At 63.3% G+C, this 24,843-nt stretch carries 25 protein-coding genes, 1 tRNA gene and 1 pseudogene; 15 read left to right on the top strand and 12 right to left on the bottom strand.

The window, feature by feature from the left end; all coding sequences use genetic code 11:
• Positions 1-6 precede the first annotated feature (6 nt).
• Positions 7-804 (top strand): xanthine dehydrogenase family protein subunit M, encoded by a 798-nt coding sequence (locus D0Y60_RS21155; protein ID WP_117371932.1) that lies wholly within the window; start codon positions 7-9, stop codon positions 802-804.
• A gap of 244 nt (positions 805-1,048) precedes the next feature.
• Positions 1,049-2,263: a 5-aminolevulinate synthase gene (gene hemA / locus D0Y60_RS21150; RefSeq protein WP_117371931.1), complete on the top strand. Its 1,215-nt coding sequence runs from the start codon at positions 1,049-1,051 to the stop codon at positions 2,261-2,263.
• A gap of 21 nt (positions 2,264-2,284) precedes the next feature.
• Here the strand turns inward: hemA and dxr are convergent, their stop codons facing one another.
• Positions 2,285-3,457: a 1-deoxy-D-xylulose-5-phosphate reductoisomerase gene (gene dxr / locus D0Y60_RS21145; protein ID WP_117371930.1), complete on the bottom strand. Its 1,173-nt coding sequence runs from the start codon at positions 3,455-3,457 to the stop codon at positions 2,285-2,287.
• Between the two features lie 199 nt (positions 3,458-3,656).
• On the opposite strand from dxr, the gene D0Y60_RS25135 reads away from it, so the two are divergent.
• The gene (locus tag D0Y60_RS25135) at positions 3,657-4,373 is read left to right on the top strand and encodes an META domain-containing protein (RefSeq protein WP_158565533.1); all 717 of its coding nucleotides are present in this window, start codon (positions 3,657-3,659) and stop codon (positions 4,371-4,373) included.
• 48 nt (positions 4,374-4,421) lie between these two features.
• The gene (locus tag D0Y60_RS21135) at positions 4,422-4,805 is read left to right on the top strand and encodes a CAP-Gly domain protein (RefSeq protein WP_245409259.1); all 384 of its coding nucleotides are present in this window, start codon (positions 4,422-4,424) and stop codon (positions 4,803-4,805) included.
• A gap of 10 nt (positions 4,806-4,815) precedes the next feature.
• Here the strand turns inward: D0Y60_RS21135 and D0Y60_RS21130 are convergent, their stop codons facing one another.
• Both D0Y60_RS21130 and D0Y60_RS21125 read right to left on the bottom strand, forming a co-directional pair.
• Positions 4,816-6,765, bottom strand: a complete 1,950-nt coding sequence (locus tag D0Y60_RS21130) for a diguanylate cyclase (RefSeq protein ID WP_158565532.1) — start codon at positions 6,763-6,765, stop codon at positions 4,816-4,818.
• A gap of 100 nt (positions 6,766-6,865) precedes the next feature.
• Positions 6,866-6,942 (bottom strand) — tRNA-Arg (locus D0Y60_RS21125).
• Positions 6,943-7,101: 159 nt separating this feature from the next.
• Here D0Y60_RS21125 and D0Y60_RS21120 point away from each other — a divergent pair.
• The gene (locus D0Y60_RS21120) at positions 7,102-7,365 is read left to right on the top strand and encodes a hypothetical protein (protein WP_117371927.1); all 264 of its coding nucleotides are present in this window, start codon (positions 7,102-7,104) and stop codon (positions 7,363-7,365) included.
• A 71-nt stretch (positions 7,366-7,436) separates the two neighbouring features.
• Here D0Y60_RS21120 and D0Y60_RS21115 read toward each other — a convergent pair whose 3' ends face one another.
• Positions 7,437-8,597 carry a M20 aminoacylase family protein gene (locus D0Y60_RS21115; protein ID WP_117371926.1) on the bottom strand — a complete coding sequence of 387 codons (1,161 nt, stop codon included), beginning with the start codon at positions 8,595-8,597 and terminating at the stop codon, positions 7,437-7,439.
• Positions 8,598-8,764: 167 nt separating this feature from the next.
• On the opposite strand from D0Y60_RS21115, the gene D0Y60_RS21110 reads away from it, so the two are divergent.
• Genes D0Y60_RS21110 through D0Y60_RS21100 form a run of 3 tightly spaced genes read left to right on the top strand, consistent with a single transcriptional unit; the run spans position 8,765 to position 11,606 of the window.
• Positions 8,765-9,838, top strand: coding sequence for a D-alanyl-D-alanine carboxypeptidase family protein (locus tag D0Y60_RS21110; RefSeq protein WP_245409262.1), 1,074 nt, complete (start codon positions 8,765-8,767; stop codon positions 9,836-9,838).
• 11 nt (positions 9,839-9,849) lie between these two features.
• Positions 9,850-11,034 (top strand): GTP-binding protein, encoded by a 1,185-nt coding sequence (locus D0Y60_RS21105; protein ID WP_117371925.1) that lies wholly within the window; start codon positions 9,850-9,852, stop codon positions 11,032-11,034.
• Between the two features lie 41 nt (positions 11,035-11,075).
• Positions 11,076-11,606 (top strand): dihydrofolate reductase family protein, encoded by a 531-nt coding sequence (locus tag D0Y60_RS21100; protein WP_117371924.1) that lies wholly within the window; start codon positions 11,076-11,078, stop codon positions 11,604-11,606.
• 29 nt (positions 11,607-11,635) lie between these two features.
• Here D0Y60_RS21100 and D0Y60_RS21095 read toward each other — a convergent pair whose 3' ends face one another.
• The 5 genes from D0Y60_RS21095 to D0Y60_RS21075 form a co-directional block, all read right to left on the bottom strand.
• Positions 11,636-11,878 (bottom strand): sulfurtransferase TusA family protein, encoded by a 243-nt coding sequence (locus tag D0Y60_RS21095; RefSeq protein WP_117371923.1) that lies wholly within the window; start codon positions 11,876-11,878, stop codon positions 11,636-11,638.
• A complete protein-coding gene (locus D0Y60_RS21090; protein ID WP_117371922.1) occupies positions 11,875-13,362 on the bottom strand; it encodes a murein L,D-transpeptidase family protein in 1,488 nt (495 codons plus the stop codon). Before D0Y60_RS21090 ends, D0Y60_RS21095 begins: the two co-directional genes overlap by 4 nt.
• 196 nt (positions 13,363-13,558) lie before the next feature.
• Entirely contained in the window at positions 13,559-14,512 is a 954-nt protein-coding gene (locus tag D0Y60_RS21085; protein WP_117371921.1) for an acetyl-CoA carboxylase carboxyltransferase subunit alpha, read from the bottom strand.
• An 80-nt stretch (positions 14,513-14,592) separates the two neighbouring features.
• The gene (locus D0Y60_RS21080) at positions 14,593-15,540 is read right to left on the bottom strand and encodes a site-specific tyrosine recombinase XerD (RefSeq protein WP_117371920.1); all 948 of its coding nucleotides are present in this window, start codon (positions 15,538-15,540) and stop codon (positions 14,593-14,595) included.
• Positions 15,537-15,686, bottom strand: a complete 150-nt coding sequence (locus tag D0Y60_RS21075; protein WP_117371919.1) for a hypothetical protein — start codon at positions 15,684-15,686, stop codon at positions 15,537-15,539. The genes D0Y60_RS21080 and D0Y60_RS21075 overlap by 4 nt, the downstream gene beginning before the upstream one ends.
• A 153-nt stretch (positions 15,687-15,839) precedes the next feature.
• Between D0Y60_RS21075 and D0Y60_RS21070 the strand changes: the two genes are divergently transcribed.
• The 3 genes and pseudogenes from D0Y60_RS21070 to D0Y60_RS21060 all read left to right on the top strand — a co-directional run.
• Positions 15,840-16,430, top strand: a complete 591-nt coding sequence (locus D0Y60_RS21070; RefSeq protein WP_117371918.1) for a shikimate kinase — start codon at positions 15,840-15,842, stop codon at positions 16,428-16,430.
• A 10-nt stretch (positions 16,431-16,440) separates the two neighbouring features.
• A complete protein-coding gene (gene aroB, locus D0Y60_RS21065) occupies positions 16,441-17,568 on the top strand; it encodes a 3-dehydroquinate synthase (RefSeq protein WP_117371917.1) in 1,128 nt (375 codons plus the stop codon).
• A gap of 167 nt (positions 17,569-17,735) precedes the next feature.
• A pseudogene (locus D0Y60_RS21060) lies at positions 17,736-18,473 on the top strand (transporter associated domain-containing protein); the annotation flags it as partial.
• Here D0Y60_RS21060 and D0Y60_RS21055 read toward each other — a convergent pair.
• On the bottom strand, positions 18,474-18,755 hold the full coding sequence (locus D0Y60_RS21055; RefSeq protein ID WP_117371915.1) for a BolA family protein: 282 nt from the start codon (positions 18,753-18,755) through the stop codon (positions 18,474-18,476). It lies immediately after the preceding pseudogene.
• Positions 18,756-18,869: 114 nt separating this feature from the next.
• Here D0Y60_RS21055 and D0Y60_RS21050 point away from each other — a divergent pair, with 114 nt between their 5' ends.
• The 4 genes from D0Y60_RS21050 (at position 18,870) to D0Y60_RS21035 (ending at position 23,568) form a co-directional block, all read left to right on the top strand.
• Positions 18,870-19,502 carry a J domain-containing protein gene (locus tag D0Y60_RS21050; protein ID WP_117371914.1) on the top strand — a complete coding sequence of 211 codons (633 nt, stop codon included), beginning with the start codon at positions 18,870-18,872 and terminating at the stop codon, positions 19,500-19,502.
• Positions 19,503-19,619: 117 nt separating this feature from the next.
• Positions 19,620-20,618 carry a cobaltochelatase subunit CobS gene (cobS, locus tag D0Y60_RS21045; RefSeq protein WP_117371913.1) on the top strand — a complete coding sequence of 333 codons (999 nt, stop codon included), beginning with the start codon at positions 19,620-19,622 and terminating at the stop codon, positions 20,616-20,618.
• Positions 20,619-20,633: 15 nt separating this feature from the next.
• Positions 20,634-22,535, top strand: a complete 1,902-nt coding sequence (cobT, locus tag D0Y60_RS21040; RefSeq protein ID WP_117371912.1) for a cobaltochelatase subunit CobT — start codon at positions 20,634-20,636, stop codon at positions 22,533-22,535.
• A 55-nt stretch (positions 22,536-22,590) separates the two neighbouring features.
• A complete protein-coding gene (locus tag D0Y60_RS21035; RefSeq protein ID WP_245409261.1) occupies positions 22,591-23,568 on the top strand; it encodes an esterase-like activity of phytase family protein in 978 nt (325 codons plus the stop codon).
• A gap of 51 nt (positions 23,569-23,619) precedes the next feature.
• Here the strand turns inward: D0Y60_RS21035 and D0Y60_RS21030 are convergent, their stop codons facing one another.
• Both D0Y60_RS21030 and rpmB read right to left on the bottom strand, forming a co-directional pair.
• Positions 23,620-24,258 (bottom strand): VUT family protein, encoded by a 639-nt coding sequence (locus tag D0Y60_RS21030; protein ID WP_117371911.1) that lies wholly within the window; start codon positions 24,256-24,258, stop codon positions 23,620-23,622.
• 153 nt (positions 24,259-24,411) lie between these two features.
• A complete protein-coding gene (gene rpmB, locus D0Y60_RS21025) occupies positions 24,412-24,702 on the bottom strand; it encodes a 50S ribosomal protein L28 (RefSeq protein ID WP_117371910.1) in 291 nt (96 codons plus the stop codon).
• Between the last annotated feature and the right edge of the window lie 141 nt (positions 24,703-24,843).

Below are 24,843 nucleotides of genomic sequence, written 5' to 3'. Positions count from 1 at the left end.
GACGCCATGTACGCAACGAACTATCACCGCGCCGCCTCGGTCGCCGACGCCGTCAGGCTGCAGTCCGCCTCCGACGAGGCGAAATACGTCTCCGGCGGCATGACGCTGATCCCGACCATGAAGCAGCGGCTCGCCGCGCCTTCGGATCTCGTGGATCTCAGGCACATCGCCGAAATGAAAGGCATCTCCGTCAACGGCAGTCGCGTGCGCATCGGCGCGGCCACCACGCATTACGAGGTCTCCACCTCCACCGAACTGAAGGTAGTCTGCCGGGCGATCTCTCACCTCGCCGCCCATATCGGCGACCCGCATGTCCGCCATATGGGCACGATCGGCGGCTCCATCGCCAACAACGACCCGGCGGCCGACTATCCCTCCGCCATGCTGGCGCTGGGCGCGACGATCATCACGAATATAAGGGAAATCCCCGCCGAGGAGTTCTTCACCGGCCTATTCGAAACCGCGCTCGAAGCTGGCGAGATCGTCGTCGCCGTCACCTTCGACGCGCCGGCCAAGGCAGGTTATTCGAAGTTCCCCAACCCGGCCTCTCGTTACGCCATGGCCGGCGTTTTCGTCGCGAAGACGGGGGATGGCACCGTGCGGGTGGCAGTGACGGGTGCCGGTTCGAACGGCGTCTTCCGTCATGCCGGCCTTGAAGCGGCGCTTGCCGCCAATTGGTCGGTGGATTCGGCCGCAGGCGTCGATGTCGATGCTTCCGATCTGCTCTCTGATCTCCACGGCAGCGCCGAGTACCGAGCAAACCTCGTGAAAGTCATGGCCAAGCGCGCGGTCGCGGCCGCCTGATTTCCACCAAAAACCTGAAACTGGTTCGATTAAAAGGGCGGTTGAGACCGTCCTTTTTTCGTGCAGACTTGACATGCATCAACAGGAAATGGCCTTTGGGCCCCTAACATACATTGGAACGGTTCAAAGGTGGCGCCGATTTGCCGCAGCGGATGTCGTTGCAGCGAAACGGCCTCGGGTGTAGCCGATTGAACGACCGCCAACGACGATGATGTCCGGGTTTTCGCCGGACAGGAGACTCTGGATGGACTTCGAGACTTTCTTCAAGAACGAGCTGGATGGCCTGCATCAGGAAGGCCGCTATCGCGTGTTCGCCGATCTGGAGCGCCAGAAGGGGAACTTCCCCAAGGCGACCCGTTACACGGCCGAAGGCCCGAAGGACGTCACCGTCTGGTGTTCCAACGATTATCTCGGCATGGGCCAGAACCCCAAGGTGACCGAGGCGATGAAGCTCGCCATCGACCAGTGTGGCGCCGGTGCCGGTGGCACCCGCAACATTTCCGGCACCAACCACTACCATGTCCTGCTTGAGCAGGAACTGGCCGACCTGCACGGCAAGGAATCCGCCCTGCTCTTCACCTCCGGCTACGTGTCCAACTGGGCGGCGCTTGGCACGCTCTGTTCGAAGATCCCCGGCCTCATCTGTTTTTCGGATGCCGGCAATCACGCTTCGATGATCGAGGGCATTCGCCACTCCAAGTGCGAGCGCGTGATCTGGAAGCACAACGACCTCCGAGACCTCGAAACCAAGCTCGCCGCCGCCGACCCGAAGGCGCCGAAGCTGATCGCCTTCGAATCGGTCTATTCGATGGACGGCGATATCGCCCCCATCAAGGATATCTGCGACCTCGCCGACAAATACGGCGCGATGACCTATCTCGACGAAGTCCATGCCGTCGGCATGTACGGTCCGCGCGGCGGCGGCATTGCCGAACGCGAAGGCCTGATGCACCGCCTGACAGTCATCGAGGGCACGCTCGCCAAGGCCTTCGGCGTGATGGGCGGCTATATCGCAGCCTCCACGGCGCTCTGCGATTTCGTCCGGTCTTTCGCCTCGGGCTTCATCTTCACGACCTCGCTCCCGCCGGCACTTGCCGCCGGCGCGCTCGCCTCGATCCGTCATCTCAAGGACAGCCAGATCGAGCGCTTCGCCCATCAGGAGCGCGTGCGCAAGCTGCGCGCCGCCCTCCACCGCAACGGAATTCCGCACATGCCGAATCCGAGCCATATCGTGCCGGTCATGGTCGGTGACGCCTCGAAATGCAAATGGATCTCGGACCTGCTGCTCGACAATTTCGGCATCTATGTCCAGCCGATCAACTACCCGACCGTGCCGCGCAAGACCGAGCGCCTGCGCATCACGCCGACGCCGCTGCACACCGATGCCGATATCGAGCATCTCGTCGGCGCGCTGCATTCGCTATGGTCGCGCTGTGCGCTGGCCCGCGCCGTCGCCTGATAAAGCGAATGACCTGATTGCTCAGATGAGCCCGGCGGCCACCCGTCGGGCTTCTTCGTCTGCGGCGAAGACATCGTCCATTGAGGATGCCGGCGGCAGATGGGTGAGTCCGTCCATTACCTGCTCGGCAATATCAGCCATCGACAGGAAACCGATGCGTCCGCCGACGAAGGCATGGAAGGCCACCTCTTCCGCCGCATTCATGATCGCGCCCTGAAGACCACCGCGTTCCAATGCGGTGCGAGCAAGCCGAAGTGCCGGGAAACGCGCCTCGTCCGGCGCCTCGAAATCGAGTCTAGAGAGCTTGGCAAAATCCAACCGGTCGACATTGAGCGGTGAGCGGGTCGGATAGGTCAGGGCATAGCCGATCGCCGTGCGCATATCGGGCGCGCCGAGCTGCGCCAGCACCGACCCGTCGACATAGCCGACCATGGAATGAATGATCGACTGCGGATGCACCACCACCTCGATCTGGTCCGGCCGGACGTCAAAGAGATGCTTCGCCTCGATCATTTCCAGCGCCTTGTTGAACATCGAGGCGCTGCCGATCGAAATTTTCAGGCCCATCGACCAGTTGGGATGGGCACGCGCGATATCCGCCGTCACGCCTGCCATCTGCTCGCGGCTCCAGGTGCGGAACGGGCCGCCCGAGGCCGTCAGCACGATGCGCTCGACGGCATGGCGCTGGTCGTCCTCCAGCGCCTGGAAGATCGCGCTGTGCTCGCTGTCAACGGGAATGAGCCGCCCGCCGCCTTCGGCAACCGCCTGAACGAAGAGATCGCCGGCCGAGACCAAGCATTCCTTGTTGGCAAGCGCGATATCCGCGCCCTTCTTCGCCGCGGCCAGCGTTGGCGCAAGGCCGGCCGTGCCGACGATCGCCGCCATCACCCAGTCCGCATCGCCGGAGGCCGCCTCCATGAGAGCAGCGCGACCCGCCGCCGCCTCGATGCCGCTGCCGGCGAGCGCATCCTTCAATGCGCCGTAGCGGCTCTCATCCGCCGTAACCACCAGCTTCGCGCCGCAGTCTTTCGCCTGGGCGGCCAAGAGCTCGATATTGCCGTTGCCGGTCAGCGCCACGACCTCATAGCGGTCGCGCCCGCCAAGCTGGCGCACCACGTCAAGCGTGCTGGTGCCGATAGAGCCTGTCGAGCCTAAAACGGTGATGCGGCGCGTCTGCCGCGCATCGAGAGCCATGATGGTTTCCGCACTTTTCTGTGTTCTGCCCTTGGCTCTACAGGCGAAAGACGCCCGCAACAAGCCAGTAATGGCCGATCGGCGCGGCGGAAAACCGCCGCAGTTCCGGTCTTGTGGAACCCGCCGCTTGACCTTTTCGCCCGGACAGCCATAACGTCCCCGCAAAGTGCCTTTACGCCCGACGCGATTGGAGAAATCTGTGCATCGACGCCTGAGAGTTTGGACCCTCGCCTGCCTCGTGCTTGCGGCAGCAGCTCCGGCCTATGCCGACGAGCCGGTCCCCGGCGGCCTCGGCGGCGCCTGGCTTGCCGAGGATATCGGCGGCAACGGCGTCATCGACGATCTGCAGACGACGCTGGAAATCAAGCCAGACGGCTCCTACGGCGGCAACGGCGGCTGCAACACCTATCGCGGCAAGCTGAAGGTGCAGAACGGCACCATCGCCTTCGCCCCCGCCGCCGCGACGCGGAAAATGTGTGCCCCCGCCATCATGGACCAGGAACAGAAGTTCTTTGACGCGCTCGGCACCGTCACCTCGTGGAAGCTCGAAAACGGGATCCTGCACCTCACCGGCAAGGAAGGTGCGCCCGCCATCCGCCTTTCCGGCCTGAAGAACAGCACCGATATCGTCATCCGCCTGCCCGGACCGGAGCAGAGCGTGGCGCGCGAGACGATCAGCTACCAGTGTGACGCCGATCAGCGCGTCGTCGCCGAATACATCAATGCCGGCGCCAATGCGCTCGCCGTGCTGAAGATCGGTGAGGAAACGCTGATCGCCGCCAATGTCATGGCCGCCTCTGGCGCCAAATATGCCGGCGGCCGCTATGAATGGTGGACCAAGGGCGACGAGGCGACGCTCTACGATCTGACCAAGGGCGAGAACGCGCCGGGCATCAACTGCCGCAAGACCGGCTGAGCTCGAACGGCTTTCCGGTCTTTACGCAGGCGATAGGGGGACAACCGCATGCCTACATTCCATGTCGGCCAGAAGGTCGTTTGCATCAACGACCGCTTCAAGAACGTCTCCATCGACCAGGGCATCCGCAAGGGCCAAATTTACACGGTCCGCTGGGCCGGCCACTACCGCCACTATGTCGATGGCGATTTTTACGGCATCAAGCTGATGGAACTCCACCGCGGCAATGACGATGGCCCGGAAGGCTACGGCGCCGTGGACATGCCCTTCCGCGCCAGCCGTTTCCGCCCGCTGGTGTCCGATCGCATCAAGAGCATGCTCGGCATGAAAGCACCACCGCCAAAGAAGGTTGTCAGCAAGCCGTCGATGATCCCCTCGGTGCGTGCCAAGCCGCGCGTCATCACGCCGGAGCGCGAGAAGGAAGACGTCTGATGCTGGCCGATCAGGCCTGAAGCCGCGTCGTCGCCAGGCCGGCAAAAGAGGTCAGCTGCGCCAGGTTTTCCTCCTGCTCGTAGATGATCGCCCGGCCACGGCCGGACTGCTTTGCCCAGTAGAGCGCTTGATCGGCACGCTTCAGGCACGCATTCGCATCGCTGGAACAGTCGGCGATAAAGGTTATGCCGACGCTGACCCCCACGACAGCGGAAAATCCGTCGATCAGATAGGGCGCGCTCACGATCTCGATGATCCGCTCGGCGAGTGCAAGGCTCTTCTCTTCCCGATCCGCACCATCCTGCAGGACCGCAAATTCGTCGCCGCCAAGCCGCGCGACAAGCCCCTGCTCTGCAACGCAGGCCCGCAGTCGATCCGCGACCACGCAGAGCAGCGTGTCGCCCGCGGCGTGGCCCAAGGTATCGTTAACCTGCTTGAACCGGTCGAGATCCAGATAGAGCAGCGCGCGCCGCTTGCCGTTCAGCGTATCGGTAATGGCATCTTCCAGCCGCTGGCGCAGCATCACGCGGTTGGCGAGATCGGTCAGTGCGTCATGATGGGCAAGATGCGCCACATGGGTTTCGCTCTGCTTGCGCGCATCGATGTCTTCGATCACACCTGCCCATTGCAGGACGGCACCGTTGTCATCGTGCACCGGCCCACCGCGCTTGCGTACCCAGAGCCAGCGCCCGCCGACGACGCGGAGTCGAAACTCCACATCGACCATGCGGCCGGCCTCGCGCATCTCTTCCAGTGTCTCGACCAGTCGTAAGCGATCCTCTGGATGCACGTGGTCGAGCCAGCCCATTCCGAGCGCATCGCTCTCCAAAGTGCCCGTCAGCACCGACCAGCCCTCGACCCAGCTGAGATCCCCGCGCGCCGACCAATGCCAGAGTGCAAGCGCGCCCGCCTGGGCCACCGTTTCCAGCCGCCGCTCGTTGTTGCGTCGCGCTGCTTCGGCGGCCTCCACGCTGACCCGCAGCGTTTCGAATTCCCGCACCAGCGATTTCGGGATGGGTGGCAGCGCATCCGCCGGATGGTCCGACGCGACGGCAGCACTATGCACGGCCAGTGCTTCGACGGGCCGAAGGATCAGCCGCCCGATCCACATGGCCGCGACAGTCGCAAGCCCGAGCGCAATCAGCGCACCGAAGGCGAGCCCAATCACCGGGTCCTTCCAGCGCGCGTTGAAGACAGCGGTCGGCTCGCCCACCACCAGCGCCCAGCCGGGCGTGCCGTCCAGTTTTTCGAAGGCGAGGATAGTCTTCGTTTTCTCCGTCGTCACCGCTTCGAACCAGCCGCTGCGTGCATTGCGTGCCTCGAGCTTGTGCCAGTCTGGTGCCCGCAGACCAATGGTACGTTCCGCGTCACGGGATCGCGCGATAATCCGCCCATTGCCATCGGTGACGGCGACGAGAATGCCGCTCAAGGCCTCATTTTTCTGCTGCAAGGCACGGATAAGCTGCTCGGGCGCTACCGAGAGCACAAGCGCCCGAATGTGCGGACCTTCCGCGGGTAACGGCAAGGCGAGATCGATCCGAAAATCCGCCCGCTTCCGTCCCAGATAGAGGTTGGAAAGTGCTGGAGCCTGCTTATTTGCTGCCTCGCGCGCGACCATGGCAATCCGCCGATCGACCTTGCCGACGGGCGTATCTGCATCGAAAGCGACGAGGGTAACCTGCCCGTCCAGTCCAATGCCCTTGAAGCGGCTGGATGTCAGCGTCGTCAAAACCATATCGCCGGAGAAGGTCCGCAACGTCGCGAAGGTCGTGAGCGCCGTAAACCGTCCCTCGATATCAGCCTCGATAGCGCGGGCGAGCGTTGCTGCCGTGTCGGATAGCCGGGTCGTCGCCGTCTCGCGATAGGCTTCTCCCGCCCGCCACATGGCAAAGCCGGAGATCGCGAGAATGGGCAACAGGCAGGCAAGGGTAAGCGCCAGAAGGTAGACATTTAGTCCCACGCTCCTTCCGACCAAAAACGTCTTGGGCAATCCCGCAACCTCCGCCATGCATGAGACGTCAGTTGTATGCGGAAAGCCTTAAAAGTCTCCTTCGCTGGAATGGTGATCCCGCCGCGATTCGAACGCGGGACCCCCAGATTAGGAATCTGGTGCTCTATCCTGCTGAGCTACGGGACCACTGTGTGCACCCATACAAAAGCTCTGGCTTGAAGCCAAGCGATTTTCGGGCCGGCGCGCGGCGGGTTCCATCGGGAACAGCGCGAAAGCCCGGGACATGAGACATTCGGCTCATCGGATGGAGATGGCTCCACCCATAAACCCACAAGGAGAATGTCTATGCGCAAGATCATGCTTTCTGCTGTCGTCGCCACTGTCGCAGCGCTTTCCTTCGCCGCACCCTCGCAGGCCGGCGGCCTTTCCATCGGCTTCGATTTTGGCGGTGGTCATGGCTGGGGCCATGGTTATCACGGCCACGGCTGGGGCCACTCCCAGGTCACCTTCTACGATGACGATTATGGCTACGACTGCTTCTGGAAGAAGGTGAAGCACTACGACAAGTGGGGCAACCTGATCATCAAGAGGGTCCGCGTCTGCGAGTAAGATCGCGACGCCCTACCGAACCTCCCCCCGACTTGCCCGGCTGTCTGTCCCTGCAGCCGGGCGCTTTTTCGTCAGGCGGCCAGCCGGCTTTCAGCGAGCTTGACCCAGTAGCTCACGCCATGCGGGATGGCGTCGTCGTTGAAGTCGTAGGCCGGGTGATGCAGGCCCGCCGTATCGCCGTTGCCGAGGAAGATGAAGGCGCCGGGGCGCGCAAGCAGCATGTAGGAGAAATCCTCGCCACCCATCATCGGGTTGAGCGACGGATCGACCGCGGCGACGCCGGCAATATCCTGCGCGACGGAAACGGCATGGCCGGTCTCGTCCGCATGGTTCACGGTGACAGGATAGTTGCGGTGATAGGTGACGGTGATCTCCGCACCGTGGGCGGCGGCCAGACCGCCGCAGATCTGGCGGATGCGGGCCTCGGCCTCCTCGCGCATGTCGGGGCTCAGCGTGCGCACCGTGCCGGCAAGCTGCGCGGTCTCCGGGATGACATTGTGCGCGAAGCCGGCATTGAACTTGGTGACGGAGACGACCAGCGAGGCGATGGGATCGGCGACGCGCGAGACGATGGTCTGAAGGGCCGTGACGACATAGGAGCCGATGACGATCGGGTCTATGGTCTTCTGTGGCAAGGCGGCGTGGCCGCCACGCCCTTTCACCGTGATGTTGAACTCATCCGTCGCCGCCATGATCGGACCGGGGCGCGTCCCGAATGAGCCGACCGGCATGCCGGGCAGATTGTGCATGCCATAGACTTCGGCAATGCCGAAGCGCTCCATCATACCGTCCTTGACCATCTCGTTGCCGCCGCCGCCGCCTTCTTCGGCCGGCTGGAAGATGACCGCGACGGAGCCGGAAAAATTGCGCGTTTCGGCAAGATATTTCGCCGCACCGAGCAGCATGGCGGTGTGGCCATCATGGCCGCAGGCATGCATCTTGCCCTTGACGGTCGAGGACCACGGCTTGCCGCTCGTCTCGTCGATCGGCAGCGCATCCATGTCGGCGCGCAGGCCGATGGTCCGTCCTTCACCCTTGCCGCGGATGATGCCGACGACGCCGGTGCGGCCGATGCCGGACACGATTTCGTCGACGCCGAATTCCTTCAGCTTCTCCGCCACGAAGGCGGCCGTCTTTTCCACGGCGAAGAGCAATTCCGGCTCCCGGTGGATCTGGCGGCGCCATTCGGCGATTTCATCCTGCATTTCGGCGGCGCGATTGAGAACGGGCATGCGGGTTTCCTGTCATGTTCGGCCGGAAAATTGGCCATCTCGCTCCGATGGCTTTGCCATCACGGTGCCATATAGGTTAAATAGGGCGACGGTTCGAGACAACTCCCGATTTCGAGGACAGACCTTTGCAGACGAACGGACGACCGGTGCGCCGGGTTGCTGCGCTTGTGAGCGCCGCCCTGTTGCTTACAGCCTCGCTGGCAAATGTTGCAGATGCCAATCCGCGCATGCTGGTGGATGTCAACACGCTGCAGGTCATCGAACACGAGGATGCCTTCCAGCGCTGGTATCCCGCCTCGCTCACCAAGCTGATGACGGCCTATACGGTCTTCCGCGCCATCAAGGCGGGCGAGATGTCGCTGGAGAGCCCCGTCATCATGACGAAGAACGCCGCCGCCGAGCCGCCGAGCAAGATGTATTTCAAGCCCGGCCAGAAGATGACGCTCGACAGCGCACTGAAGATCATCCTTGTCAAATCAGCCAACGACGTGGCCGTCGCCATCGCCGAATCGATCGGCGGTTCCGAGCAGGGCTTCGTCGACCGCATGAATGCCGAGGCCGCCCGCATCGGCATGAGCTCATCGCATTTCATCAATCCGCATGGCCTGCCCGGCAAGGGCCAGTACACGACGGCGCGGGACCTTGCCGTTCTCGCCGTGACATTGAAGCGTGAATTCCCGCAATATTCCTCCTATTTCGCGCTGGAAGGCTTCACGACCGGCAAGAAGCAATATCCCAATTACAACAAACTCATCGGCCGCTTCGACGGCGCAGACGGGATGAAGACGGGCTTCATCTGCGCCTCCGGCTTCAATCAGGTCTCGTCTGCCACGCGCAACGGCCGCTCTGTCGTGTCCGTCGTGCTAGGCTCCGAAAGCCTTGGCGCCCGCGCCGACATTTCGGCGGGCATGCTGGAGAAGGGGCTGACGATGCGGGCCGGCAAGGTGCCGACACTCGGGCAATTGCGCCCCTATGGCGAGACACGCAATATCGTCGCTGATCTCTCGCAGGAGATCTGCTCCAAGCACGCCGCCAAGGTGCGCAGCGAAGGTCGCGACGAGGCAGGCCGCCAGAAGCTCGCTTCGCCCTATATCCACGAATTGAATCGGCCCCTGAAGCTTGTGTTCGCCGGCCTGATGGGCGGGGACACCGCTACGCCCGCCGGTGGTGACGAAGTCGCCTCCCGCGATATGGGCGATGCCGTCAACATCCCGATCCCAATTCCCCGGCCGGCCTTCTGATTGGAGAAGACATGACCCTTCCCGAGCGGCGTGTGCCGGTTTCCGTGCTCACAGGCTTTCTGGGCGCAGGCAAGACGACCTTGCTTAATCGTCTGCTGAAGGACCCGACGCTGACCGATACGGCTGTCATCATCAACGAGTTCGGTGAAGTCGGCATCGACCATTTGCTCGTCGAGCAGTCCGGCGACGGCATCATCGAGCTTTCGGACGGCTGCCTGTGCTGCACCATCCGCGGCGAGCTGGTCGATACGCTCGCCGACCTGATGGACCGCATGCAGAGCGGCAAGATCCAGCCGCTGAAGCGCGTGGTGATCGAGACGACCGGCCTTGCCGATCCCGCCCCCGTGCTGCAGGCGGTGATGGGCAATCCCGTGCTTGCCCATTCCTTCAGCCTCGATGGCGTCATCACCGTCGTCGATGCGGCAAACGGCCTCTCGACGCTGGCCAACCATCCCGAAGCGGTCAAGCAGGTCGCCGTTGCCGATCGCGTGCTGATCAGCAAGACGACGCTTGCGGACGCTGTGACGCTGGAGGCGGTGAAGCGCGAAATCGCCGCGCTCAATCCGCGGGCTTTCGTGTCGGATGTCGATACACCCGGTCTCGTCGGTCCCGACCTGCTGGCCAACGGGCTCTACGATCCCGGCAGCAAGATCGCCGACGTCCGCCGCTGGCTGCATGACGAGGCCCATGGCCACGCCGGCCATCACCATCACCATCACCATCATCACGACCATGACCACGGACATGATCACCACCACCACGGGCACGATCATCACCATGATCACGGCCACCAGCACGCCCATGACGTGACGCGCCACGATGCGACGATCCGCTCCTTCAGCATCGTGCACGACCGGCCCATTGACCCGATGGCGCTCGACCTGTTCGTCGATCTTCTGCGCTCCGCCCATGGCGACAAGCTTCTGCGCATGAAGGGCATCGTGCAGCTCTCGACCAATCCTGAACGGCCGGTGGTGCTGCACGGCGTGCAGAGCGTGTTCCACCCGCCGGAGCGGCTTGCCGCCTGGCCGGATGCGTCCGACCGCCGCACGCGGCTCGTGCTCATCACCAAAGACCTGCCGGAAGCCTTCGTGCGCGACCTCTTCGACGCATTTACCGGCACGCCGAAGATCGACCGGCCAGATCGGGCGGCCCTGGAAGACAACCCGCTCGCGGTTCCAGGGTTTCGGTTCTAGAAGGCGGCGCCAGGAAGTCCGCCGGGAGGAGAGGTTTACGCATGGCGAAGCTCGTATATGCCTTGAACCAGTCCCTGGACGGCTATGTCGATCACATGGCCTTTGCCCCGGAACCCGCGCTCTTTCGCCATTTCATCGACGACATCAGCAGCGTCGCCGGCACCGTCTACGGCCGCCGCATGTATGAGGTGATGCGCTACTGGGACGACGACCAGGCCGAATGGGGTGAAGAGGAACGCGCCTATGCGACGGCATGGCGCAGCCAGCCGAAATGGGTCGTCTCACGCACGCTGGCATCAGTCGGGCCGAATGCGACCCTCATCACCGGCGATCTTGGCGCAGCCGTCGGCGCGCTGAAAACGCGGCTGGATGGAGTGATCGAAGTTGCCGGCCCCGAACTGGCGCAAGGCCTGACCGACCTTGGTCTCGTCGACGAATACAGGATGTACATGCACCCCTTCGTCGTCGGCAGCGGCAAGCGGTATTTTGCCGGCCCGCGGCCGCCGTTGCGCCTTACAGCAAGCGACCGCATCGGCGAAAACGTTATCCGGCTGACCTACGTTCCCGCATAGGCGCCGAAGCCTCGGGAGGCTCTCGCGCGCTAAATCTTCTTACGGATCAGGAACCGGTGCCCGGCTTCGACACGCTCGCTGGCTTCCAGCGCGTGGCCGTCCTCATGGCAGAAATGCGGAATGTCGATCACGGCAAGCGGATCCGTCGTCTCGACCCAGAGGCTGGCGCCTGCCGCCATCGTCGAAAGGCGCTTTCGCGTCTTCATCACCGGCAGCGGACATTTCAGCCCGCGCAGGTCGTAGATTTCGGCCTCGCCGGCTGCCGTGGTCATTTCTGCCAAAACTTCCAGAACGGCTTCTTGGTGGTCTCTTCGACGACCTGCTGGCCCGCCTCGCCGCCGGCGACGGGAAGGGTGGCGACAGCATCGGTATTCGTCTCAACGGTCTTGTTGACAGAGATCGCGGTTTCGCCGGCCTTGACCGACGGCTGACCACCCTGAAGCGTTGCCTGTTCGGCCGTCCCGTTCACCATTGGCTGGGCCTCTTCAACCCTGCGCGGCTGGCTTCCTCCGGTCAAAGTCTGCCAGAAGGACTTCTTTTCCTTCTTCTCGACAGCCGCCATGCCGGGATTTTGTTCCGGCACCGGCAGGGCGCCCTCGCCCTTGGCCAGCTTTTCCGCCTTTTCGGCAGCGACGTCGGCCGCGAAGTCGGCCGCAGCCTTGTTCTTGGCTTCCTCGGCTTCACGCACCGCGCGTTCGGCGGCTTCGACCTTGCGCCGCTCGGCCTCTTCGGCCTTGCGCTTCTGTTCGGCGATCTCGCGCTCGGTCATCAGCTTGCCGGCATCGAGCGAATTGCCCGTCGGCGCATAGGCGAGTTCGCGGCCCTTGCGCTGGTCGGCGACGATCGCCTTGCGCTGGGCTTCCGACGGCTCGATCCACACCGTGCCGTCATATTTGCGCATCGCGGTGGCGTAGGCCGCGGCATAGGTCTTGTTGTAGCTGGCGAGCGCGGATTCGAGCGCACCGGGGGTCGTCATGGCCGGGCAGGCGCCGCCAGCCGAGAACGGCTTGTCGGATTGCTGGTTGAAGACGTATTTCTTCTCGCAGACATTGACCTCCGGCGGCCGCTTGGTCACCTCGAAATGGTCGTAGCCGACCTTCAGCATCTTCCAGAATTCGATATTCGGATTGTCGCGATGCCGCGCCATGTTTTCCGCGGTCATGCGGAAGGGGAACGCCTGGAGTTGGATGGTCGACTGGCCGCCGCCGAAGGCGTCGCGCGCGAAGGCGAAGATTTCCAGCATCTGCTCGTCCGTCATCGAATAGCAACCGGACGACGAACAGGCGCCGTGGATCATCAGGTTCGTGCCGCTCGCCTTCTGGGCGCGGTCATAGCTGTTCGGGAAACCCGTGTTGATCGCCAGGAAGTAGCTCGAATTCGGGTTCAAATTCGCCTTGGAGAGCGGATAGAACCCTTCCGGCGCCTGCCGGTCGCCTTCCTTCATCTTGGGCCCGAGTTTGCCCGACCAGGCACAGATCTTGTAGCTGCGCAGTTGCTGGAACCGGTTCGAGCGATCCGCCTTCCAGACCTCCAGCCGGCCTTCCTCCTTGAAGATGCGCAGCATGATCGGCGAGGCGCGGTCCATATTCATGGCCGACATCTTCGACAGCACAGACGGCGAGAGCTGGTAATTGGTCTTACTGGACACCCTCTTGAGATCGACGTCGGCCTTGTCGAACGTGTCCAGGGTCTCGTTGGTGCAGCCGGCGGCGGCCACAGCGAGAAGCGATACAGCGGCAAGAACAGTCAGGCGCATTCGAAGGGTCCGTCAACAATCGTCAGATCGCATGCCGTCGCGCCGGGCGGGCGGACGCGCAGTCGTAACCGGCTTATACTTCATAAATTCTTAACCGGAAATTCTTTCGCCAGGCTGCCGGAAACCCGCAACCTCTCAGACACAAGGAATGTGGCCGAGATTTGGCAAGGGCGGCACCGGGCCGCCCCTCATCGCCTCAAAGTTGGCGGCCGATGTTCAGGTATCGCTGGCGGCGGTCCTTGCGCAGCTGGTCGCCCGGCTTGGCCGAGAGTTCCTTGATAGCCGCAGCAATCACATCGCCGGTGCGGCCGATCACGGCGGCGGGATCGCGATGTGCGCCGCCGACAGGCTCGGGGATGATGCCGTCGATGATGCCGAAGCCCTTCAGGTCCTCGGCGGTGATCTTCATGTTGCTCGCCGCTTCCTTGGCGCGCGTGGAATCGCGCCAGAGAATGGAGGCAGCGCCTTCCGGCGAGATCACGCTGTAGATCGCATGTTCCAGCATGTAGACGCGGTCGCCGGTGGCGATCGCGATGGCGCCGCCCGAACCGCCCTCACCCAGCACGACCGAAACGATCGGCACGCGGATGTTGAGGCACATTTCCGTCGAACGGGCGATGGCTTCCGCCTGGCCTCGCTCTTCCGCGCCGATGCCCGGATAGGCGCCGGCGGTGTCGATCAGCGTGATGACCGGGAGACCAAAGCGGTCGGCCATTTCCATGACGCGGATCGCCTTGCGGTAGCCTTCCGGCCGCGCGCTGCCGAAATTGTGCTTGAGGCGCGACTTGGTGTCGTTGCCCTTTTCCTGGCCGATGATGGCGACGGCTTCGCCGCGGAAGCGGCCGAGACCGGCCTGGATCGCCTCGTCCTCGGCAAACTTGCGGTCGCCGGCCAGCGGCGTGAACTCTTCGAAGAGCTGACGGGCGTAGTCGAGGAAGTGCGGGCGCTGCGGGTGGCGCGCAACCTGCGTCTTCTGCCAGGGGCTCAGCTTGGAATAGATGTCGGCCATCGCCTCGCGGGCGCGCACTTCCAGCCGGCCGACCTCGTCAGACGTGTCGATGCTCTCATCTTCTTCTTTGAGCTTCTTCAGCTCGTGGATCTTGCCTTCGAGATCCGAGATGGGCTTTTCGAAATCGAGGTAGTTGTGCATGAGATGCGTTTCCGATCGTTTGCTCAAACCGCGCCGGGCGGGTGTCGGCCAAAATGGGGGCCAGTCGCGGGCGAAGGGTCCTAATCCGGTTTTTTTGCCTGTTTGGCAAGAGGGTGATGGGTCTGAACGAGTTGGTGGAGCCGTTCTTCCAGCACATGCGTATAGATTTGTGTCGTCGAAATGTCCGAATGGCCCAGCAGTTCCTGCACCGCGCGCAGGTCCGCGCCGTTCTGGAGCAGATGGCTGGCAAAAGCATGGCGAAGGACATGCGGCGACAGCGTTGCGGCGCGAATTCCTGCCCGGCCCGCCAGCGCCTTGAGGTCGCGGGCAAAGACCTGCCGCGGCAGAAAGCCCTCCTTGCTCTGCGCCGGGAAGAGGAAAGCGCCCGCAGCCGGATCGTCGCCGATCTCCGCCGCCAACGTCTCGCCGTAGGCCTCCATGGCGGACACCGCAGCGCGCGAAAGCGGCACCAGCCGCTCCTTGTTGCCCTTGCCCTTCACGACGAGGAAGCGCCCGGTCTGCGCGAGAACGCTGGCCGGCAGGGAGACGAGTTCGCTGACACGCATGCCCGTCGCGTAGAGCAGTTCGACGAGCAGATGCATGCGCCGCTTCATCAGAAGATTGCCGCCCGGCTCCGCAGCCTCCGCCTCCGCCCGCGAGATGAGACGGGTCACGTCATCGACACTCAGGGTCTTCGGCAGCGAACGGCCCTTCTTGGGCGCATCGAGAATGCCCGTGGGATCGTCGCCGCGCAGGCCCTCACCATACAGAAATTTGAAAAACTGGCGGAGCGCCGACAGCCGCCTCGCCTGTGAGGAGGCGGCAAACCCCTGCTTGGCAAGATGGCCGAGATAGGCGCGCAGGTCATCCGGCATGGCCTCCGTGAGGCGCACGCTCCGCTCGTTGAGAAAGGATTTCGCGTCCTCGAGGTCGCGCTCATAGGATTGCAGCGTATTCACCGCCGCACCGCGCTCGGCGCTCATCATTTCGAGGAAGGATTCCACCTGAAGCCCGGACGGATCCCTCATGGCTGCGGATTCACCCGTTCGGAAGGGATGCGGATCGTCACCTCGCGTTCCGTCGGCTCGACGAAGGTCACCAGCGCCACCATGACGCCATAGACCGATCCGACGATCACGGCGCAGAAGAACAGGAAACGGAACAGGGTGGGCATGGCATTCTCCGGGGCGGATGCCGTTTATATTGCCTCGCCACCCGCCGAGCGCAAGGCCGGGTATCCGCCGACATCCGGGATGAAGGCTGCGGCAGGCTTGACGCTTCCGGTGCTTTTGTCGATACGGAAAGGGACGAAACCCCGGAAACACCAATGACAGAGCCGACCGACCAGGCCCCTCCCGCACTTGCCCCCACGCTTGCAAGTGAGGCCCGTGCCGCGCTCGGCAAACGCAACCTCGTGCTGATCGGCCTGATGGGTGCGGGAAAATCGGCGATCGGCCGCATGACGGCGCAGGCGCTCGGTATTCCCTTCGTCGATTCCGACCACGAGATCGAGCGCGTCTCGCGCATGTCGATCACGGATCTGTTCGCGGCTTATGGCGAGGCCGAGTTCCGCGCGCTCGAAACCCGCGTCATCAAGCGCCTGCTGCGCTCCGGCCCACGCGTTGTGTCGACCGGCGGCGGCGCCTATATCAACGACAACACCCGCAAGCACATCAAGCGCGGCGGGCTCACCGTCTGGCTGAAGGCCGATCTCGACGTGCTCTGGGAGCGCGTCAACAAGCGCGACACACGCCCGTTGCTCAAGACGGAAAACCCGCGCCAGACGCTCGAAAACCTCATGAACGCCCGCTATCCGATCTATTCGGAAGCCGATCTCACCGTGATGTCGCGCGACGTGAAGAAGGAAACCATGGTGGAGGAGGTGCTGGCTGCCATCACCGCCACCCGCAAACCCTGACGAGATGCCCATGACCGCTACTGCCACCGCGCGCCGCACCGTGCGGGTCGAGCTTGCCGACCGCTCCTACGACATTCTGATCGGCCCCGGCCTGATCGCTGCCGCCGGCCGCGAGATTGCGGGCCGCCTCAAGGGCCGCAAGATCGCCGTCATCACCGACGAAAACGTCGCGCCGATCTATCTCGATAATTTCCTGACCGCCTTGAAGGTGGAGGGCATCGATGCCGTCTCGCTCGTGCTGCCGGCAGGCGAGAAGACCAAGAGCTTCGAGCATCTGATCAGCGTCTGCGACAGCGTGCTGGCCGCTCGCATCGAGCGCAATGATGCGGTCGTGGCGCTGGGCGGCGGCGTCATCGGCGACCTCACCGGCTTTGCCGCCGGCATCGTGCGTCGTGGCTCGCGCTTCATCCAGGTGCCGACCTCGCTTCTGGCGCAGGTCGATTCCTCCGTGGGGGGCAAGACGGGCATCAACTCGCCGCACGGCAAGAACCTCATCGGCGTCTTCCACCAGCCCGATCTGGTGCTCGCCGATACCGACGTGCTCGACACGCTCTCGCCGCGCGAATTCCGCGCCGGCTATGCCGAAGTCGCCAAATACGGCCTGATCGACAAGCCCGACTTCTTCGCATGGCTCGAAAACAACTGGCAGGCCGTCTTTGCCGGTGGCGATGCCCGCATCGAAGCCATCGCCAAAAGCTGCCAGGCCAAGGCTGACGTGGTCGCCGCCGACGAACGGGAAAACGGCCAGCGCGCTTTGCTCAATCTCGGCCACACCTTCGGCCATGCACTGGAAGCCGCCACGCAGTATGACAGCGCCCGCCTCGTACATGGCGAGGGCGTCTCGATCGGCATGGTGCTCGCCCACCAGTTCTCCGCCCGCATGAACCTGTGCAGCCCCGACGACGGCAAGCGCGTGGAAAAACATTTGCGTGAAGTCGGACTGCCGACCAGCATGGAGCAAATCCCCGGCGGCCTGCCGCCGGCGGAGGTGCTGATGGACACCATCGCGCAGGACAAGAAGGTGAAGGGCGGAAAACTCACCTTCATCCTGACACGCGGCGTCGGCCAGTCCTTCGTCGCCGATGATGTGCCACAATCCGAAGTCGTCGCTTTCCTGAAGGAAAAGCTACCGAAATGACCGTCGAAGCGCCCGCAGCACTCGCTCCCTTTCCGTGGCTGCTGATATCGGTCGTTCTCGGCCTGATCCCGCTTGCCATCCTGCTCTTCCGCTTTCGGGCACCGCTCGCCACGCTGTGGCGCACGCATCAGGAGGCGCGAGAGGCAGAGGGAGAACGGCGGCAGACCGAGAGCGCATTGACAAAGCCGGACCGCGAAAAACTGCTGGGCATGCTCGATCTCGACGCGCTCGAAGTCTCCGACATCATGATCCATCGCACCACCATGCGCGGCCTCGATGCAGACGACCCGCCGGAGGAGATCATCAAGGCCGTGCTGGAAAGCCCCTACACGCGCATGCCGCTCTGGGCGGGATCGGTCGACAATATCGTCGGCGTGGTGCACGCCAAGGATCTCTTGCGGGCGCTCACCGAACCCGGTGTCGAGCCGAAGAACCTCGACATTACCAAGGTCGCGCAAAAACCCTGGTTCGTGCCGGATACGACAACGCTGAAGGAACAGCTCGCCGCCTTTCTGCGCAGACAGGAGCATTTCGCCACCGTGGTGGACGAATATGGCGAGGTGCAGGGCCTCGTGACGCTTCAGGACATTTTGAAGGAGATCGTCGGCGACACCTCGGACGAGGCAGCCATCGACCTGCAGGGCGTGCGCCGCGAGGCGGACGGCTCTCTCGTCGTCGATGGTGGGGTGGCGATCCGCGATCTCAACCGCGCCTTCGGCTGGTCCCTGCCGGACGAGGAGGCAACGACCATTGCAGGCCTCGTCATTCACGAATCGAAATCGATCCCCGAGGAACGCCAGGCCTTCACCTTCCACGGCAAGCGCTTCATCGTCATGAAGCGCGTGAAGAACCGCATCACCAAGCTGCGCATCCGCCCAGTGGAGCCGGTCCGAACCAACAGTTGACTACCAGCGCGTCGGCTCGCCGGGCGCCGCCGCCTCGACGGCGAGCGCATGCAGTCCCGCGTCGAACTCCGCCTTCACCAGATCGTTGATCGCGCGATGCCGCGCCACCCGGCCCATGCCGGAAAAGGCCGAAGCGACGATGCGCACGCGCAGATGCGTCTCGCCTCCTCCGTCGAATTCCGGCTTGTGGCCGGCATGCAGGTGGCTCTCGTTGACGACCTCAAGGCGCTCGGGCGAAAAGGCCGCTTCGAGCTTCCCGGTAATGCTGGATTTCATGGACATGAGCGAACTTTCGGCGGCCGGAAAATCACGCGCCGCAACGCAACAAAATAGTTTCACAAAGCCAGCAACATTCCGCTTTGTCAATTCTTGTGGCGGTCTCTTCGCAACCCCATAATGTGCGCCATGAAACTCGATTCCAAATACTTCGACCGCATCCGCACGAAGCGGCGCGTGGAGCGTCCCGAACGCTCCGCGCCGACCTGTCAGTGGGATGGCTGCGAGGAGAATGCCAAACACCGCGCGCCCGTCGGTCGCAATGCCGATGGTCAATATTTCATGTTCTGCTTCGAGCATGTGAAGGAATACAACAAGGGCTACAACTACTTCTCCGGCCTCTCCGACGGCGAGATCGCGCGCTATCAGAAGGAGGCCATCACAGGCCATCGCCCGACCTGGACGATCGGCGTCAACAAGGCCGCCAAGAACGGGCCGGCCCAGGGTTCGGCGCGCTCCGGCTCGGCCGGGGCAAATCAGCGCATCCGCGATCCTTTCGGCCTGTTCAACGAAGGCAAGGGCCGCCGCCCTCAGATGGAACCGCGCGCCAGAAAACTGAAGACGCTGGAGGCCAAGGCCTTCGACACGCTCGGCCTTTCGGCCAATGCGACGGGCGACGACATCAAGACGGCCTACAAAACGCTTGTCAAAAAGCATCACCCGGATGCAAATGGCGGAGACAGAGGCTCGGAGGAGCGTTTTCGCGCGGTCATCCACGCATATCAATTGTTAAAGCAGGCCGGCTTCTGCTAGAGCATTTGGCGGCCGGGCGGAATCGCCCGGTATCGTCCTTCTGCGTCAAGCAAAAGGCATGGTCGGCGAGCACTAAGGTATTGGGGTGGAGGAGAACCCGCCGCCCGCGGAGACGTGATGAGCAAGATGGATCTCGATATTTCCAACCTCCCCGATACGACTGTATCTGTCCGGGAGGTTTTTGGCATTGATACGGACCTGAGGGTCCCGGCCTATTCCAAGGCGGACGCCTATGTGCCGGACCTCGATCCGGACTATCTGTTCGACCGCGAAACGACGCTGGCCATTCTCGCCGGCTTTGCCCATAACCGCCGCGTCATGGTGTCCGGCTATCACGGCACGGGTAAATCGACCCATATCGAGCAGGTCGCCGCCCGCCTCAACTGGCCGTGCGTACGCGTCAACCTCGACAGCCATGTCAGCCGTATCGACCTCGTTGGCAAGGACGCCATCGTCGTCAAGGACGGCCTGCAGGTCACCGAGTTCAAGGACGGCATCCTGCCCTGGGCCTACCAGCACAATGTCGCGCTCGTCTTCGACGAATACGACGCCGGCCGCCCGGACGTGATGTTCGTCATCCAGCGCGTGCTGGAATCCGCCGGCCGCCTGACCCTGCTCGACCAGAGCCGCGTCATCCGCCCGCACCCCGCCTTCCGCCTGTTCGCCACCGCCAACACGGTCGGCCTCGGCGATACGACTGGCCTCTATCACGGCACGCAGCAGATCAACCAGGCGCAGATGGACCGCTGGTCGATCGTCACCACGCTGAACTATCTGCCGCATGACCACGAAGTCAGCATCGTCGCCGCCAAGGTCAAGCGCCTCTCCGGCGGCAAGGACGGCCGCGACACGATCTCGCGCATGGTCCGCGTTGCCGATCTCACCCGCGCCGCCTTCATCAATGGCGACCTGTCGACGGTCATGAGCCCGCGTACGGTCATCACCTGGGCGGAAAATGCCGAGATTTTCGGCGACATCGCCTTCGCCTTCCGCGTCACCTTCCTCAACAAGTGCGACGAACTGGAACGCACGCTGGTTGCCGAACTCTACCAGCGCGCGTTCGGCGTCGAGCTGAAGGAAAGCGCCGCCAATATCGTCCTGGAGGCGACGGCCTGAGGCCCGGTAAAGCGCATGGCAGCTCGCGGTGACAATTCGAAGCCGAGACCGGGCGGCGTGGTCGACATGGAGCCGTTCCGCCGTGCGGTGAGCGGCTGCGTCCGCGCCGTAGCCGGCGACGGCGAGGTGGAGGTTTCCTTCGCCAACGAGCGTCCCGGCATGACCGGCGAGCGCATCCGTCTGCCGGAACTCTCCAAGCGCCCTTCGCCGACCGAAGTCGCGATCACCCGCGGCCTTGGCGATTCGATGGCGCTGCGCAAGGCCTGCCATGACGCCCGCATCCACGCGACCATGTCGCCGCAGGGTGCGGACGCCCGTGCGATCTTCGACGCCGTCGAGCAGGCGCGCGTCGAAGCCATCGGCTCGAACCGCATGCAGGGCATGGCGCAGAACCTCAGCACCATGCTGACGGAAAAATACGCCAAGGCCAATTTTGGCGCGATCACCCGTCAGGCCGATGCGCCTCTGGAAGAAGCCGTGGCGCTGATCGTGCGTGAAAAGCTGACGGGGCAGGCTCCGCCCGCCTCCGCCGGCCAGGTGCTCGATCTCTGGCGCGATTTCATCACGGACAAAGCCGGCAAGGACATGGAAGGCCTCACCGCCGCCATCAACGACCAGCAGGCCTTTTCGCGCGTCGTGCGCAACATGCTCGCCTCGATGAACGTCGCCGAGCAGTACGGCGAGGATGAAAACGAGCCGGACGATTCGGAAACGCCCGAGGACGAGAACCAGCCGCGCAGCGACGAGCAGGAAGACAACAACAGCCAGGAAGAGGCCGGCGACGACTCTGCCCCCGCCGACGAGAACGAAACGTCCGACGAGCAGATGGAAGAAGGCGAGATGGACGGCGCGGAAATCTCCGACGACGATCTCGTCGACGACGACGGCGACGAGACGGAAAAGCCCGGCGAGGTCCGCCGCCCGAATCAGCCATTCTCGGATTTCAACGAGAAGGTCGATTACGGCGTCTTCACGCAGGAATTCGACGAGACAATCACGGCGGAAGAACTCTGCGAGGAGGCAGAACTCGACCGCCTGCGCGCCTTCCTCGACAAGCAGCTCGCCCATCTTCAGGGCGCCGTCGGCCGCCTTGCGAACCGCCTGCAGCGCCGCCTGATGGCGCAGCAGAACCGCGCCTGGGAATTCGACCTCGAAGAGGGCTACCTCGACAGTGCCCGCCTGCAGCGCATCATCATCGATCCGATGCAGCCGCTTTCCTTCAAGCGCGAGAAGGACACGACCTTCCGCGATACGGTCGTGACGCTGCTCATCGATAATTCCGGGTCCATGCGCGGCCGGCCGATTACCGTTGCCGCCACCTGCGCCGATATCCTCGCACGCACCTTGGAGCGCTGCGGCGTGAAGGTCGAGATCCTCGGCTTCACCACCAAGGCCTGGAAAGGCGGCCAGTCGCGCGAGAAGTGGCTGGGCAGCGGCAAGCCGCAATCCCCCGGCCGCCTCAACGACCTGCGCCACATCATCTACAAGAGCGCCGATGCGCCGTGGCGCCGCGCGCGCCGCAATCTCGGCCTGATGATGCGCGAAGGCCTGCTCAAGGAAAACATCGACGGCGAGGCGCTGATCTGGGCGCATGACCGCCTGCTCGCCCGCCCCGAGCAGCGCCGCATCCTGATGATGATCTCCGACGGCGCGCCGGTCGACGATTCGACGCTGTCGGTGAACCCCGGAAACTATCTTGAACGGCACCTGCGCGCCGTCATCGAGCAGATCGAGACACGCTCCCCGGTCGAGCTCCTGGCCATCGGCATCGGCCACGACGTTACGCGCTACTATCGCCGCGCGGTCACCATCGTCGATGCGGATGAACTGGCCGGCGCCATGACCGAGCAGCTCGCCTCGCTCTTTGCCGACGAATCGACCAGCCGCCGCCCCACCGGCCGCCGTCGTGCCGGTTGAACGGGCGCCCAAGCGCTGCAAAAGAGGCCTCCTGCGGGGCCTCTCTCTCCTCGCAATCAGCGCCGCTCTTTCGCTGCCTCTGGCATCCACTGCTGCAGCGGAGAGCATCGACCTGCCCGTTTCCAGCCGCGCCTTCTCCGAATTCGCCATCGGCTCGGACAAGCGCATGTTCGGCAAGCTCGAATTCCTCGGCGGCCTCAGCTATTCCTCCACCAATCCGCTGCTCGGCGCCGTCTCGGCCATCCGCTTTCGCGACGATCATGAAAATTTCGTCGCCGTGCTCGATACCGGCCACTGGCTGACCGGCCGTGTTGAACGCGATGCCGAGGGAAAGTTGAGCAGGCTTGCGGATTTGAAGGTCCGCTCGATGTTCAACAGCGCCGGGCAGGACGAAAACGTCAAATACCAGATGGATTCCGAGGGGCTGGCCATCGGCAAGGGAGAACTTTTCGTCAGCTACGAGGTGTTCCACCGCATCGATGCTTATCCTGATCCCGGCTTCATGGAGGCTACCCCTTCGCGCAGCCTGCCGCTGCCCTTCCCCCGCAGCGAGATGCGCAACAATCGCGGCATGGAGACGCTGGCCATGTCGCCGGAGGCCGGGCCGCTCGGCGCTACACTCGTAACCGTCACGGAGCGCAGTCTCGATGCCGACGGCAATGTGCTTGCCGCCGTGCTCGACGGCCCGCTCAAAGGCGCCTTCGCGGTCAAGCGCAACGATCCCTGGGACATCACCGACGGCGCCTTCCTGCCCAACGGTGACCTCCTGCTGCTGGAGCGTCGCTTCCGCCTCTCGGATGGTGTGGGCATGCGCATCCGCCGCATCGCCGGGACAAAGATCCGTCCGGGCGCGGTTGTCGATGGCGAGGTGCTGATCGATGTCGATCTCAGCCACCAGATCGACAATATGGAAGGCCTCGACGTGGTGAAGATGGCGGAGGACGACATCCGCCTCATCGTCGTTTCCGACGACAACCACTCGATCCTCCAGCGCAACCTGATGCTGGAATTTCGCCTGCTCCAGACAAAATAAAAGCCGCCGGCGCAGGGCGGGCGGCTTTAATCCTCGAGAGATCGACAGGCCTCAGGCCGGCTTTTCGATGCCCGGCATGGGCTTCAGCTTGCTCATCAGCGCGCCATAAGGCAGCAGCATGACGATGCCGACCAGTACCTTCACGCTGAAATCACCGAGCGCCCAAGAAATCCAGCGCGGGGCCTCGGCGGTCAGAACACCGAGGATCGGCGCCCATTCGATCGCGAAAGCATCGTTCGGACCGAAGACCGAAAAGACCGGCGCGAAGGCGAAGGAGAAGAAGATCATCGTATCCAACACCGAACCGAACAGCGAGGCGAAGAGCGGCGCGCGCCACCAAGTCTGCCGCCGAAGCTGGTTGAAGACCGAGATATCCAGCAACTGGCCGAACAGGAAGGCCGAGCCGGAGGCAATGGCGATCCGCGGCGAGGCGACGGCGAAGGAGAAGACCACGGCGACCAGGAAACCGGCGGCAACGACGCGACGTGCGATACGCGGGCCGAACTGGCGGTTGGTGAGGTCGGTTATGAGGAAGGCGACAGGATAGGTGAAGGCACCATAGGTCAGGAGGTCGCCGAGATTGATGCCCAGCAGCGTGCCCGAAAGCGGATACTGCACCAGCACGTTGGAGGCGACAACGACGGCCGTCATCAGAAGGACATAGAGAAGGGTAATGCGGTTCGCTAGCATTTTTTTATCCTGGGTGATGCCACCAGTTGGAGTGCTCTAGACAATTTCAAAGCGATGCCTCGCCCGAAACTGCGTGATGTCAGCGCAAAGCATTGAGGCCTGCCCGGAACCCGGTCAAGCCTCAATGAAAACGATCTGGCTTAATGCCTGAAATCAGGCAGCAGCAGCGGTCTTCTTGGCGATCTGGCGGCGCAGCAGACGAGCGCGCATCGACAGTTCGTTTTCTTCGGCCTTCAGGAGGAAGGCATCGAGACCACCGCGATGCTCGACGGAACGCAGAGCAGCAGCCGAAACGCGAAGACGGAAACGCTGGCCGAGGGCGTCGGAAATCAGCGTGACACTGCAAAGGTTCGGCAGGAACCGACGCTTCGTCTTGTTGTTCGCGTGGCTCACATTGTTGCCCGACTGGACGCCCTTGCCGGTCAATTCGCAACTACGGGACATGGTACACCTATTTTTTCTTGGTTCTGGACAATACGTTTCCGGCACCGAAACCGGCCGCAGTCCATCTGGCCTTTTTGAGAAGTCGCGGTTCTATAGTCACACTCACCAGCGACGTCAAGCCAAACCTGCCGTTCAGCCTGA

Origin of the sequence: Shinella sp. WSJ-2 (genome assembly GCF_003432075.1) — a bacterium.
In the GTDB taxonomy this organism is placed as follows: Bacteria; Pseudomonadota; Alphaproteobacteria; order Rhizobiales; family Rhizobiaceae; genus Shinella.
Note: the sequence above shows the minus strand (reverse complement) of the source record. Positions and strands in the feature narration are given on the sequence as shown.